Here is a 12,779-nt window from a genome sequence, read left to right as displayed (position 1 = left end):
TCGCAGGAAACGACCTCCGGCCCGGTCCTGAGCCGGTCCTACCCGTGCCGCACCAGACGTTTGAGGTCCGGGTCGACGACCTCGTGCAGGGGGCGGAGCCGGTCGGTGAGGAACAGCTGGCGCATGGCGGCGCGTTGCAGCTTTCCGCTGGTGGTCCGGCGGACCGTCCCGGGCCGGACCAGCACCACGTTCCGCACCGGCATCGCGAACTCCCGCGACACGCTCTGCTGGACCGCCGACACCAGGCCGGGCAGATCCGCGTCGAAGGTGCGCCCTGACCTCACCTCCTGGACGACCACCACATGCTCGCGGTCGGAGTCGACGGCGAAGACCACCGTCGAGCTGAACAGGGCGCTCACCCGCTGCACGGTGCGCTCCACGTCCTGCGGGTACAGATTGCGCCCGGCGACGATCATGACGTCCTTCAGCCGGCCGGTGACGAACAGCTCGCCGTCCCGCACCACTCCGAGGTCTCCGGTGCGCAGGAAGCCGCTCTCACCGGTCGAGGTGACCGCCTGGAATGAGTACGCGGTCTCCGCCGGCCGGTTCCAGTACCCCTGGGCGACGCTGTCGCCACGGATCCAGATCTCGCCTATCGCCCCGGGCATCTTCACCCGGCCGCTCTCCGGGTCGACGATCCGCAGGTCGAAGTCCCGGACCAGACCGGAGCCGACGAGGGTGCGGACGGACCGGCCGGGCATGGGGTCCTCCAGCCGGTGCCGCTCCAGCGCGCCGGCGTCCACCGGCAGTTGGGGCGCCCGGCTGCCGGGGATGCCGCCGGACACCAGCAGCGTCGCCTCCGCCATGCCGTAGCAGGGGTAGAGCGCGGAAGGGTCGAGACCGGCGGGCTTGAACTTCTCGGCGAAGGCGCACAGCGTCTCCGCCCGCACCGGCTCGGCCCCGTTGACGGCGTTCTCCCAGCGGGAGAGGTCCAGTTCGGCGACCTGCTCGTCGGTGACGCGCTGTACGCACAGCTCATAGGCGAAGTTGGGGCCCCCGCCGGTGGTGATCCCGTACTCCGAGACCATCTGCAGCCAGCGCACCGGACGCCGTACGAAGCTCATCGCCGGCATGATCACGCCCTGCGCGCCCAGCCACAGCGGGTGCAGCAGATGGCCGACCAGGCCCATGTCGTGGTGGAAGGGCAGCCAGCCGCCGATCCTGGACCGGGCCCCGGTGCCCATCGCCCGCTGGATCGCCCGCTGGTTGGCGAGCAGATTGCGGTGCGAGATCATCACGCCCTTGGGCTCGCTGGTGGAGCCCGAGGTGTACTGCAGGAAGGCGAGGTCGTCCAGCGAGAGGTCCGGGCGCCGCCAGTCGTCCGGGTCGGCCGGCGCGATGGCGTCGGCGGGCAGCGCGTCGGTCGCCAGGCACACCACGTCGCCGTGGCCGGCCTCGGCCAGCAGCTGGGAGATGACCGGCGCGTGCCGGGAGTCGGTGAGGGCGAACGACGCGGCGGAGTCCTTCACGATGCCGGCCACGCGTTCGATGTGCCGGCGGGTGCCGCCGGGTGGCGGGGCGGGCACCGCGACCGCTCCGGCGTACAGACAGCCGAGGAAGCAGGCGATGAACAGCGGACCCTGGTCCTGGAGTATCAACACCCGCTTACCGGCCGCGTTGTGGTCCTGCAGCCAGGCGCCCAGCCGCCGGGCCTCCCGGTCGAGGCGGCCGTAGGTGATCCGGTCGACGGTCGCGGCCCCGTCGCGTCCCTCCCCGGTGAAGGCGAAGGCCTCTTGGCCGGTCCGCGCCTGCGCTTGCTGCCGCACTAATTCTGCGAAGTCCGCTTGTCCAGACAAGGCTGCTCCCCCGTTGGCGTCGCCGTACGGGGTCAGAATGAGCTCGTCGCCTCAAACCCGCCTTGAACCTGAGTGGTCAGGGGCGTTCGAACTCGTGGACAAGGCCCAGCTGGCGGGCGGCTTCCCGTTCGAAGGCACTCAGCGGGACGTCCGGACGGACCGTCTCCGGGTGCCCGTCGGCAGGGCCCGCGTAGCCGGCGATCGGGTCTGCGTAGTCGTGGCCCGGCTTACGCTGCTGCCGTCCCAGCCCCGCGGTCCGGCCCGACGGGTAGAGGTACGGGGTGATGGGCACGTAGAACGTCCCGTAGGTCACCAACGCCCGGTAGACCGGGCCCAGGAAGTAGGTGACAGACCACTTGGCGAGCTGGCTCATCTAAGGCCTCCGTGGGATTCCGCGCCTCCGTCCGGCGCTGCGTCCATGGTGTCCGCAGCCGCTCAAGGACGACTCCAGCACGAGTCATGGAAGTTCTGATCCGGTTCCACCGGATCTCCTTGACGGGACGTCGACCGGATCACGAGCCCGGCGGCGGACGCTCGGCCGGGGCGCGCTCCGGCGCTCCACCGCCCCCGAGGAGTGTCACTGTGACCACCTACCCGCCGCCCCGGCCGTCCGCGACGCAGGTGCCACCGGCCTACGAGGAACTCCGCGCGGGCTGCCCGGTCGCCCGGGTCACCCTGCCCAGTGGCGACCCGGGATATCTGGTGAGCCGCTACGAGGATGTCCGTGAAGTGCTCGGCGGCGCCGACTTCAGCCGAGCGGCCACCGTCCTCCCGGAGGCGCCGAAACTGACCGCGATGCCGTTCGACGCCGGCGGTCTGTTCACCCTGGACCCGCCCGAGCACACCCGTCTGCGGGCCCTGGTCACCGCCGAGTTCACCGCGGGCCGGGTGCGCGCGCTGCGGCCGCGGATCGAGCAGGCCGCCGAGCGGCTCGTCGACGAGATGATCACCGCGGGCGAGGGCGTCGACCTCATCGGCGCCTACGCGTTCCCGCTGCCCGCCTTCGTCATCTGCGAACTGCTGGGGGTGCCCTACGAGGACCGGGACCGCTTCCGCGGCTGGTCCGACGCGCTGCTGTCGCTCACCGCGCACTCCCCCGAGGTGATGCGGGCCAACCGCGACGAACTGGTGGGGTATCTCGCGGACCTGGTCGGCGCCAAGCGCCTCGAGCCCGGCGACGATCTGCTCAGCGCGCTGGTGCAGGCGCACGACGAGCACGGCAGCCTCAGTCATCTGGAACTCCTCACGATGGCGATGACGCTGCTGGTCGCGGGGCACGAGACGACCGCCGGAATGATCGGCACCTGCGCGTTCACCCTGCTGCGCGAGCCGGACGGCTTCGCGGCGCTGCTGCACCGGCCCGCCTCCGTGGTGGAGGAACTGCTCCGCTACAACCCGATGGGCGACGGCGGCCCGCTGCGCGTGACGCTGCGGGACACCGAGGTCGCGGGCGTGCCGATCCCCGCCAACAGCGCCGTCATCGCGTCGATCTGCTCCGCCAACCGCGACGAGCGGGTCTTCCCGGACGCGGACAGCCTCCACCCCGGCCGGCCCGGCCCGTCGCATCTGGCGTTCGGTCACGGTGTGCACCACTGCCTGGGCGCGCCGCTGGCCCGCGCCGAACTGGAGATCGCGCTGACGACGCTGGCCCGCGCGCTGCCGAAGCTGCGGCTGGCCGTTCCCGAGCAGGACATCACGATGCACACCGGACTGCTGGTGAACCGGCTGACGGCGCTGCCGGTCACCTGGTGACGTAGCCGGCCGCGTCCCGCGGTCCGTAACCGCAGGCGCGGTCCCAGCCGATGTGCCCGAGCCAGGCGAGGCCCGCGACGGCGAGGCGGCGGCGCCCGGTGAGCGCCGCCGCCGTCAGCAGGACGGCCGGGACCGCGGGCGAGTGCAGCACGTTGTACGGGCGCACCGCGTAGGACGGCATCCGGTGCCAGGTGGGCGCTCCGGCGATGCCGAGCAGCAGGGCGGTGTCCGGCGCCACCGCGCAGAACCACAGCACCTTGTCGTGTCTCCCGCCCAGCGCCACCGCGCCGCCCAGCGCGCCCAGGCCCACTGCCAGGCTCACCGCGCGCCCGACGGGGTGGCGGTGCGCCCAGGTGGCCGGAGCGCCGCTCCAGCGGGCCGTGGCGGGGGCCGACGGCGGGGCCGGGGGCCGGCCCCGCGAGGCGGTGTGCGTGACCGGCGGGGCGGTTGCGCCGCGGGGGTTCAGGGTCATCAGGCGGCTTCCGGTACCGCGCCGGGCGTCGCCGGCGCGGCGGCGGCGAGCGCGGCCCCCAGCAGCAGCCCGCGGGTGTGGTCGAGGTGGGCGGGCGCGCCGTGCACGTCGTCGAGGACCGTCACCTCGCCCGGGACGGCCGCTCTGCGGAGCACGGCGGCCTCGCCCAGCGGCACGATCTCGTCGCGCAGCGCGGCGATGTAGTGGACGGGGATCCGCAGCGCGCCGAGCTCCTCGTCGGTGAGGCCCCAGCCGCGGGTGTACCCGAAGACGAGGGACGGCGGGACGCCGGTGGTGTGGGCCAGCGCGGCGAGGGTGGTGCGGGGCACCTGGCGCTGCCAGGCCTCGTCCTCGAAGAAGAGCCGCAGCGGGGCGCCGACGGTGGCCACACAGGCCAGCCGGGAGTCCACCAGGGCGCAGCGCAGCGCGAGATGGCCGCCGAAGCTAAGGGCGATGGCGGCGGTGCGGCTGACATCGGCCCGGCCCGAGAGCGCGTCAAGGATCGCGGAGAGCATCCGGGGCGAACGCGGCCCGTACGGCACGGTGTTCTCGCCCACGCCGGGCAGTTCGGTGACGGCGAGCGCGACACCGAACGCCTCGGCGTGCACCAGCAGCGGCGCCCACTGCTCCTTGACGCTGACGATGCCACCCATGACGACGATCAGCGGTTTCGGGTCGGTGGCCGACAGCCCGGCGGTCCAGCAGACGGCGGTGCCGTCCTCCAGCGGGACCTCCAACCGCTCGATGCCCGCGCCCTGTTCCGCCCGCCAGGTGTCGAACGCGGCGACGCAGCGGCGCTGGGCTTCCTGGCGGGGCGCGTCCCCGGGGTACGGGAAGCGGGCCATGGCGTAGTGGCGGGAGGCCTCCAGGTGCAGTCCCTGGCCGGTGAGCCGGTCGCCCTCCGCGCTCCAGACGCGTCCCCAGGAGCGCGGACGGTCGCCCCACGGCTCGGTGATCCGGGCCAGCAGCTCCTGGGCGGCGCCGGGTTCGATGCCCTGGGCCTGTGCGTGCAGCAGGGACAGCCCGCGCAGTTCCTCCAGGCCGATGGCGTCGTCGGCACCGAGCCGTGTGGTCATGTCCGCGCCTCCTGCTCGTGCTCGTCGTGGTCCTCACGCCGTGCGCCGCGGGCCCGCTCGGCCCGCTGGTCGGCGAAGTACGCCGGCTCCAGCATCCGGGCACGCAGCCGGGCGGAGCGGTCGAGCGCCCGGTAGACGCCGCGGCGCACCGCCACGGCGGCCGGGGCCGACCAGGTGAAGATCCGCTCCTGGCGCAGTTGCAGCCGCCGGGAGCGGGCCACCTCGCGGGACCGCTGTCGCTGGAACTGTCCCGTGGCGCGGTCGAGTCCGGCTGGTTCCCCGCTGTGGAGCGCCGCGGCGGCGAGCGGCGCGAGGGCCGTCGCGTCGGCGAGGGCGTGGTTGACGCCCTGCCCGAGGACCGGCGACAGGGTGTGCGCGGCGTCTCCGATCAGCACGATGCCCGGCGCCGACCAATGCGGCACGGTGGTGCTGAAGATGTCCAGCAGCGCGGTGTCGGACCAGTCCCGCAGCGTCTGCCGGGCGGGCTCCGCCAGTTCGGGGGCCAGCTCGCCGAGCCGTTCGTGCAACGCGTCCAGCCCTGATCTGCGCAGTTCGCGCAGGCCGCCCTTGGGGATGTTGAGGCCCACCCGGACAGTGCCGCCGGAGTCGGGGAGCAGCAGGGCGTGCCGGTCGCCGCGGATCCGGATCCGGTAGGCCGCGTCCGTCCACTCGACGGGGCGCGGCAGCCGCATCCAGATCACGTCCCGGTCCAGCGGCCGTACCCGGGCATCGAGTTCGGCGAGTTTGCGGATCCTGCCGTAGCGGCCGTCCGCGCCGACGGTGAGCCGGGCGCGGATCTCGCACTCCACCCCGCCGGGCCCGGCGGCCCGCACGCCGGTGGTCCGGCCGTCCGCGGACAGCAGGCCCTTGGCGGTCCAGCCGCGCAGCATCCGGAAGCCGTCCTGGCACTGCGCCGCGGCTTCGATCTCCGCGAGCAGCAAGGACTGCGGGATCTCCAGCGGGAAACGGTACGGATAGGGGAAGGACTCGAAGCCGACGTCGAGTACGGTCGTGCCGCCGTCGGCGACCTCCAGCCGGCGCACCGGCAGGGCGATGGCGCGCAATTGTTCCAGGACGCCGCAGCGGTCCAGCAGCCGGACGCCGTCCGGGGACAGCGACTCGCCGCGGAAGTCGCGGCGGCCGCCGGCGGAGCGTTCCAGCACGGTCGTGCGCACCCCGAGCCGTACCAGTGCGAGGGCCAGCGCGAGTCCGGCCGGCCCGCCGCCGACCACGACCACGTCGGTCCCGGCGGGCGGCGGGGCGGCGGTCATGCCGCCACTCCGGCTCCGGTCAGCGGCACGTCGGTCGCGGCGGTGGCCTCGGCGGCCGGCTGCGGCGCCTCGGCCGGCTGGTGCAGCAGGGCGGTGACCAGGCCCTCGTCGAGCATGGTGCCGGCCCGGGTGTCGTCGGTGTCGCCGAAGCCCGCGTCGTACAGCGCCCAGCTGGCGGTGTAGCGGCCTTCGACGCGGCAGGTGCCGAACGCCCACTCCTCACCGGTGCCGGGCGAGCCGTCCGGTCTGAGCACTTGGACGGGATGCCCGCTGGGGCCGAAGCCGAACTCGTTGAACCGGAACCGCATGCCCTGGCCGATGGCCTTGCTGTACGCCTCCTTCAGCGTCCACAGCCGCACCATCTCCTGGTTGCGGTCGCTCTCCCTGACCTGGGACAGCATGGTGCGCTCGTACGGGGTGCACACCTGCCGTTCGATGCCGGAGACCAGCATGGAGCGGTCCTCCAGCTCGGCGTCCACGCCGATCCAGCCGCGCCGGGTGATGCCGACCAGCAGCAGTTCCTCGGTGTGGCTGAGGCTGATGTCGATCTGGTCGCAGCCGCGCAGGTACGGGCGGCCACCGGGCTTGTAGGCCAGCTCCACGGTGGCCGGCGGGGCCTGGATCGCCTGCGCCGCCACGTGTTTGAGCAGCAGCCGGGAGGCGGCGAAGCGCTCCCGCACATGGTGGTGGCGCATCGCCTGGTAGCGGTGCCAGTCCCGTCCGAGGACCGGGCGCAGCTCCGGGTCGTCGAGGTTCTCGGGCACCCAGTCCGACAGCAGGGCGTGGACCATGACGCTGCCACGCTCGTCCAGCGCCTCAACCACGCGGTGCCACGGGCCTTCCGGACTGGTCACCCTGATGGGCCGGCCGATCACCGGAACGGCGTTGGGGGGCGTCCCACCCCCCGGGAAGAGCGGCATCGCATGCCTCCAGGAGTAGTGCCAGGTCGTCCAGTACGTCGGCGGCCGCCGCGCCGTCGAGCACGCGGTGGTCGAAGGTCAGACCCAGGCGCAGCACCGGCGCCACGGCGACTCGCGTCGCACGGGCCACCGGAACCTCGGCGATCCGGCCCGCGGTCAGGGTGACCGCGGTACCACCGTAGGAGTGGAAGGTGTCCACCCTGCGGTGGCCGAGAGAGCTGACCGCCACGGTCCCGAGCAGTTCGGCCCGGCGGGCCCCGCTGCTCACGGCCGTCCGGAAGGCGAGGTGCCCGAGCGGCGGGGGCAGCCGGCCGAGCCGGCGCACCCCCTCCGCTCCCGGCAGGTCCTCGGCGGCTCCGTTCCGGTAGCGGTCGACGAGTTGCTGGATTCCGGCCAGGTCCAGCCGGTCCACGTCGGGCAGCACCGCCACGCGCACCGCGCGCCGGCCCTCGTCGGCGGTTCCGCTGTCGATGGCCAGCTTCGCGTGCACCCGTTCGTAGCGCAGGGTGCGCGGCACGATACCGCCGGCCGTCGTCGCGTTGGCCTCCGGGTGGTCGGCCAGTACCCGGCCGGCGGCGTACAGCAGATAGCTCACCACGGAGTACCTGCGGCCCTCGGCACGGGCCGCGGCCCGGTGTGCCTGGACGCCGGTCATGTCGATGTCGGCGCCCAGGTGCACGGGGGCCGCGGCACGGGCCCACCGCAGGAAGTACCGGGTGTGGCGGCGGGCCCGGTCGGACCGCGCGGTGTCCTGACGTGCCGTGGTCCGGCCTGTCCCGGCCTGACCCGACGCGGCCTGGGGCGTCACAGCCCCACCGCCAGCGCGTGGATCTCGGCGAGACTGCCGGCCGTGACGACCTCGGCCACCGGCAGCGGCCTTCCGGCCTCCTCCTCCAGCACCGCGACGAGCCGGAACAGCAGCAGCGAGTCCCAGCCGGGGAGCGCCTCCAGTGGCGCCCCGGCGTCCTCCGGGCGCAGGAACAGGCCCAGTTCCCGGTTGAGCAGGGTGATCATGTCCTCGACTCCTGTCACTGTGCCTCCTCCTTCATTCCGTTGTCCTGCACGATCCTCATGACGCCTCCAGGGCGAAACCGGCCGAGATCCACCGACTGGACTCGACGCAGGCGCACAGCGCCCGCGCTCCTGGGGTCAGCAGGGGCAGCAGCTGTTCCAGCTGGCTCAGCACGAGGGCGTTACCGGTGTTTCCGGTGTCGGCCACGCAGGAGATCTCGACCGCCTTCTCCACCCCGAGCCCGGCGCGCAGCGCGGCGGTGATGCGCCGGGTCATCAGACCGCCGAGCTGCGGTGGCAGCAGGTAGCCCAGGTCGGGCGCCGACCAGCCGAGGGTGTCCAGCAGGTCGGCGCAGACCTGTTGGGCCAGTTCCGGGACCAGGAACTCGACGGCCTTGTAGTCCTCGGAGACCGGCGGCAGCGCGCTGTCGCGGTCGGCGGCGCCGTACCACTCGACGTGCTGGCCCGGTGGCTGGCCCGGCAGGGCCAGCCGGTTCCCGAGCCCGTGGAAGGCGGCGCTGCCGGGGGCCGGGGCGGCGCTCACCACGGCGGCGCCCGCGCCGTCGCCGAAGATCACGTAGTTGACGAGCTGGGCGGGCGGCATCCGGCGGAAGTCCTGCTCCAGGTCCAGGTGTTTGGCGCAGACGTCCCCGCCGAGGACCAGTCCGTACGGCCCGCCGGGCCCGGCGGGCTGCTGGGCGAGCAGCGCCTCGGCGAGGGTGAACGCCTGGACGGCGCCGGAGCAGCCCGACTGCAGCTGGTAGGCCGGGATGCCGGCGGCGCCCAGCCGGTCGGCGACGACGGCGGCCGTGGTGGGCATCAGGGAGTCCGGGGTCGCCGTGGCCAGCACCACGAAGGAGAGGTCGCGCACGGTCAGCCCGGCCCGCTCCAGGCTGCGGACGGCGGCCTGTTCGCACAGGTCGGCCAGCAGGCAGCCGACGCCGCCCGCGAGGTCCACGGCGAAGTGCCGGGTCCGGGTGCCGATGAACATCTCCACCCACTCGGCGGAGAGCCCGAGCCGCCCGGCCAGCACCTCGTTGCCGATCGCCGGGCCGGGCAGCGCGGTGGCAGCCGCGAGCAGGTGCATGCCGGGCTCCGAGGGCGGGCGCCGGGTCATCAGGCGGGGACCCTGGCGAGCTGCTCACGCAGGTAGCCGATGAGGGTCGTCACCGAGACCAGGCTCGACATCATCTCCGGGATCGACAGCTCGCCCAGCGCCGGTACCGCCTCCTCCAGCCGGTACTTGAGCTCCATGAACATCACCGAGTCGAAGCCCAGGTCGTCGTAGAACCGGTCGTCGTCGCGCAGGGTGCCCTCCTCGGCGCCGGTGATCCCGGCGACCGTCTCGCGCACCGCCTCGGCGAGCCCGCCGCCGTCGTGCTCGGGTGCCCGCGGGCCGGAGTCCGCGCGCACCAGCGACAGGACCGGGCTCCCCGGTTCGCCGGCCGGCGCCGCCGCGGGTCGGGGTGGCTCGTACCAGAACCGGGCCGAGGTATCGAAGCTCTGCGGCGCCAGCTGGGCGTGCACCTTGTCCTCGGGGCGGTAGAGAAGCTCCCAGCGGATGTCGACCCCGGCCGTGTAGAGCGCGGCCGCCGCCTCGGCCGCGGTCAGCGCGCCGCTGTGGGCGTCACGGACGACCGAGATCCCGGGCAGCCCGCTGCCTCCGGGCAGCCGCCGGGCAAGGGGCAGCAGGACGGGTTTGGGGCCGAGTTCGACGAGATGCGTGACGTCGGAGCCGAGCAGCGCGGCGGCGGCGTCGGCGAACCGGACGCTGCCGGTGATGTGTTCGCACCAGTAGTCGGCGTCGAGCGGGCGTCCGGCGAGCAGGCCGCCGCGGACGGTGGAGAAGAACGGAATGCGCGGCTCGCCCGCGGTGATCCCATCAGCCGTCGTGCGGAAGCCGGGCAGCACCGGCTCCATCAGGACCGAGTGGAAGGCGTGCGAGACCTTGAGCGGGGTGCAGCCGACGCCGCGCGCGGCGAGCTGTTCGCGGATCCTGGCGAGGCCCGCCAGATCGCCGGACAGCACGGACGCGGCAGCGCCGTTGGCGGCGCCCAGACCCACCAGCGGTTCGCCCGCGAGGACTTCGCGCAGGTCGTCGGGGTGCGCCCGCACGGCGAGCATCCCGCCGCCCTCGGGCAGCGCCTCCATGGCGGTGCCGCGGGCCGCGACGAGCGCCGCGGCGTCCTCCAGACCGAGCGCGCCCGCGGTGACGGCCGCCGCGAACTCGCCGATGCTGTGCCCGAGTACGGCGCCGGGCCGCACGCCCAGCTCCTCCAGGTAGCCGGCCAGCGCGTACTGCACGGCGAAGACGGCGGGCTGGGTCCAGCCGGTGCGGTGCACCCGCTCGTCACGGCCGAGCAGCAGCTCGGTGATCGAACCGCCGAGGTGCGGTTCCAGGGCCCGGGACGCCTCGTCGAGGTAGTGCCGGTAGAGCGGCGACTCGCGGTACAGCCGGCTCGTCATCCCGGGGTACTGGGCGCCCTGGCCGGTGAAGAGGAACGCCACCACCGGGGGTTCCGGCGGCTCCGGCACGCCCTCGCCCGCCTCCGCGGCGGCGTCCAGGGCGGCGGCGAGCCCGGCGGTGTCCTCGGCGGGGATCGCGATCCGGTACGCCATGCCGGTGCGGGTCAGGTTGCTGGTCCAGCACAGCGGAGTGACCGGCTCCTGGGCGCGGGCCGCGAGCGAGCGGGCCTGGACGACGAGATTGCGGCGCAGCGCCTCGGCCGTGGGCGCGGTCAGCGTGAACACCCCCGGGCTCTCACCGCTCTCACCGTTGTTGGTCTGCGGGGCGGCGATGGGGGCGGTCTGCCGGGGCGCGGAGGAGAGCACCACATGGGCGTTGCTGCCGCCCATGCCGAAGCTGGAGACGGCGGCGAGCATCTCGCCCTCGGGCAGCGGCAGCGGTTCGGTCAGCAGCCGCAGGCCGTGCGCCGCCAGGTCGAGTCCCGGGTGCTCGCCGCCCACGGTCCTGACCGGCGGGACCAGCCGGTGCTCCAGCGCCAGCACGGCCTTGATCAGGCCCGCGATACCCGCCGCGCCCTCGGCGTGGCCGATGTTGCCCTTCACCGAGCTGATCGCGCACGGCTCCGGCCGCAGCCCGCCGTACACGTCGCCGAGCGCGCGGGCCTCGATGAGGTCGCCGACCGGGGTGCCGGTGCCGTGCGCCTCGACCCAGCCGATCCGCTGCGGCTCGACCCCGGCCCGCTTGCAGGCGGCCTGGATGACCTCGCGCTGGGCGCGCCGGGACGGGGCCATGATGCCGTTGCTGCGGCCGTCCTGGTTGACGGCGCTGCCCAGCAGCAGCGCGCGGACCGGACGGCCCTCGTCGCGGGCGCCCTCCAGTCGCTGCAGGACGACGGCGCCGACGCCCTCGGCCCGGCCGATGCCGTTGGCCTGCGCGCCGAAGGGTTTGCAGCGGCCGTCCGGGGCGGCGAGCCCGGACTGGCCGTAGATCTCGTCCAGGACGTCGGACATCACCAGGTTGACCCCGCAGGCCAGGGCGATGTCGCATTCGCCGGACAGCAGCGCGCCCATCGCGAGGTGCACGGCGATCAGCGCGGACGAGCAGGCGGAGTCGACGGTGAGGCTCGGACCGCGCAGATCCAGCTGGTACGAGAGCCGGTTGGCGAGGATCGCCCGGCCGGCGCCCGTGCCGGTGCGCGGGGTGATCGCCGCGTCGTCGGCCAGCCGCAGCCGGGACCAGTCGTCGGCCATGGCGCCCACGTAGATCCCGGTGCCGCTGCCGGCCAGGTCCCTGGGGTTGATGCCGGCGTCCTCCAGGGCGCGCCAGGCGGTCTGCAGCAGCAGTCGCTGCTGCGGGTCCATGGCGGCGGCCTCGGCGCGGCCGATGCCGAAGAAGGCGTGGTCGAACGCGTCGGCGTCGTCGATGAATCCGCCGTCGGGCCGGGCCGCGGGCACACTCGCCCGCCGGGTGTCCCCGACCCGGCGGGAGGCGGGTCTCGGCCCGACCCCGTCGGCTCCGGCGGCGAGCAGGTCCCAGTACGCCCCCGGGTCGGGGGCCCCTGGGAAGCGGCAGTCCAGGCCGAGAACGGCGATCGGGTTCACCGCGGTCCACCTCCCGGGGTGTTCCGCGTCCAGCCCGCCGTCCCGGGGGTGTCGCGGGGGTCGCTCGGGTCGCCGCCCGCCTGGTTCCCGCCGATCGGCTCGCCATAAGGGGCCTGCGTCAGCGGGCCGGTGGCGCTGCGGGCGGACTCGGAGGCCAGATAGCGGGCGAGGGACTGCACCGTGGGGTGGTCCCAGGCCACCGTCGGCTCCAGGTAGAGCCCGAATCCGTCCTCGATGTCACCGAAGATGCTCAGCGCGGCCACCGAGTCGATGCCGTACTCCGCGAAGGGCACGCTGATGTCGATGTCCGCCGGGGGGCGCCGCAGGTACTGGCCGAGCTTCTCCAGGAGCCACCCGCGAAACTCCCGCTCCTGGACAGCGCTGCCGGGAACCACCATGTCCGACTCCTCTTG

At 73.9% G+C, this 12,779-nt stretch carries 12 protein-coding genes; 1 reads left to right on the top strand and 11 read right to left on the bottom strand.

Annotated features, from left to right (window positions below; translation table 11 throughout):
- Window positions 1-38: 38 nt before the first annotated feature.
- Together C6N31_RS28055 and C6N31_RS28050 are read right to left on the bottom strand one after the other, a co-directional pair.
- Window positions 39-1,796 (bottom strand): fatty acyl-AMP ligase, encoded by a 1,758-nt coding sequence (locus C6N31_RS28055; protein ID WP_232485765.1) that lies wholly within the window; start codon window positions 1,794-1,796, stop codon window positions 39-41.
- Between the two features lie 76 nt (window positions 1,797-1,872).
- Window positions 1,873-2,169 carry a DUF6059 family protein gene (locus C6N31_RS28050; protein WP_138356856.1) on the bottom strand — a complete coding sequence of 99 codons (297 nt, stop codon included), beginning with the start codon at window positions 2,167-2,169 and terminating at the stop codon, window positions 1,873-1,875.
- A gap of 209 nt (window positions 2,170-2,378) precedes the next feature.
- On the opposite strand from C6N31_RS28050, the gene C6N31_RS45680 reads away from it, so the two are divergent.
- Entirely contained in the window at window positions 2,379-3,548 is a 1,170-nt protein-coding gene (locus C6N31_RS45680) for a cytochrome P450 (RefSeq protein WP_269286398.1), read from the top strand.
- On the opposite strand, the gene C6N31_RS28040 is transcribed toward C6N31_RS45680, so the two are convergent.
- The 9 genes from C6N31_RS28040 to C6N31_RS45675 are packed head-to-tail and all read right to left on the bottom strand — an operon-like array spanning window position 3,538 to window position 12,764.
- On the bottom strand, window positions 3,538-4,020 hold the full coding sequence (locus C6N31_RS28040) for a DUF4260 family protein (RefSeq protein WP_198358522.1): 483 nt from the start codon (window positions 4,018-4,020) through the stop codon (window positions 3,538-3,540). The two genes, C6N31_RS45680 and C6N31_RS28040, sit on opposite strands and share 11 nt — an antisense overlap.
- Window positions 4,020-5,096 (bottom strand): alpha/beta hydrolase, encoded by a 1,077-nt coding sequence (locus tag C6N31_RS28035; protein WP_138354158.1) that lies wholly within the window; start codon window positions 5,094-5,096, stop codon window positions 4,020-4,022. The genes C6N31_RS28040 and C6N31_RS28035 overlap by 1 nt, the downstream gene beginning before the upstream one ends.
- Complete coding sequence (locus C6N31_RS28030; RefSeq protein ID WP_198358521.1) at window positions 5,093-6,367, bottom strand: FAD-dependent monooxygenase; 1,275 nt, start codon at window positions 6,365-6,367, stop codon at window positions 5,093-5,095. Before C6N31_RS28030 ends, C6N31_RS28035 begins: the two co-directional genes overlap by 4 nt.
- Window positions 6,364-7,191, bottom strand: coding sequence for a 4'-phosphopantetheinyl transferase family protein (locus C6N31_RS28025; protein ID WP_244809605.1), 828 nt, complete (start codon window positions 7,189-7,191; stop codon window positions 6,364-6,366). The genes C6N31_RS28030 and C6N31_RS28025 overlap by 4 nt, the downstream gene beginning before the upstream one ends.
- On the bottom strand, window positions 7,184-8,095 hold the full coding sequence (locus C6N31_RS28020; protein ID WP_203673877.1) for a 2-oxo acid dehydrogenase subunit E2: 912 nt from the start codon (window positions 8,093-8,095) through the stop codon (window positions 7,184-7,186). Before C6N31_RS28020 ends, C6N31_RS28025 begins: the two co-directional genes overlap by 8 nt.
- Window positions 8,092-8,319 (bottom strand): acyl carrier protein, encoded by a 228-nt coding sequence (locus tag C6N31_RS28015; RefSeq protein WP_198358520.1) that lies wholly within the window; start codon window positions 8,317-8,319, stop codon window positions 8,092-8,094. The genes C6N31_RS28020 and C6N31_RS28015 overlap by 4 nt, the downstream gene beginning before the upstream one ends.
- Before the next feature lie 37 nt (window positions 8,320-8,356).
- Window positions 8,357-9,385, bottom strand: coding sequence for a 3-oxoacyl-ACP synthase III family protein (locus tag C6N31_RS28010; RefSeq protein WP_138354162.1), 1,029 nt, complete (start codon window positions 9,383-9,385; stop codon window positions 8,357-8,359).
- 29 nt (window positions 9,386-9,414) lie between these two features.
- Entirely contained in the window at window positions 9,415-12,366 is a 2,952-nt protein-coding gene (locus tag C6N31_RS28005; protein ID WP_138354163.1) for a type I polyketide synthase, read from the bottom strand.
- A complete protein-coding gene (locus tag C6N31_RS45675; RefSeq protein WP_138354164.1) occupies window positions 12,363-12,764 on the bottom strand; it encodes an acyl carrier protein in 402 nt (133 codons plus the stop codon). The genes C6N31_RS28005 and C6N31_RS45675 overlap by 4 nt, the downstream gene beginning before the upstream one ends.
- Window positions 12,765-12,779 lie beyond the last annotated feature (15 nt).

The organism is Streptomyces fildesensis, assembly GCF_016107395.1.
GTDB lineage: Bacteria > Actinomycetota > Actinomycetes > Streptomycetales > Streptomycetaceae > Actinacidiphila > Actinacidiphila fildesensis.
Note: the sequence above shows the minus strand (reverse complement) of the source record. Positions and strands in the feature narration are given on the sequence as shown.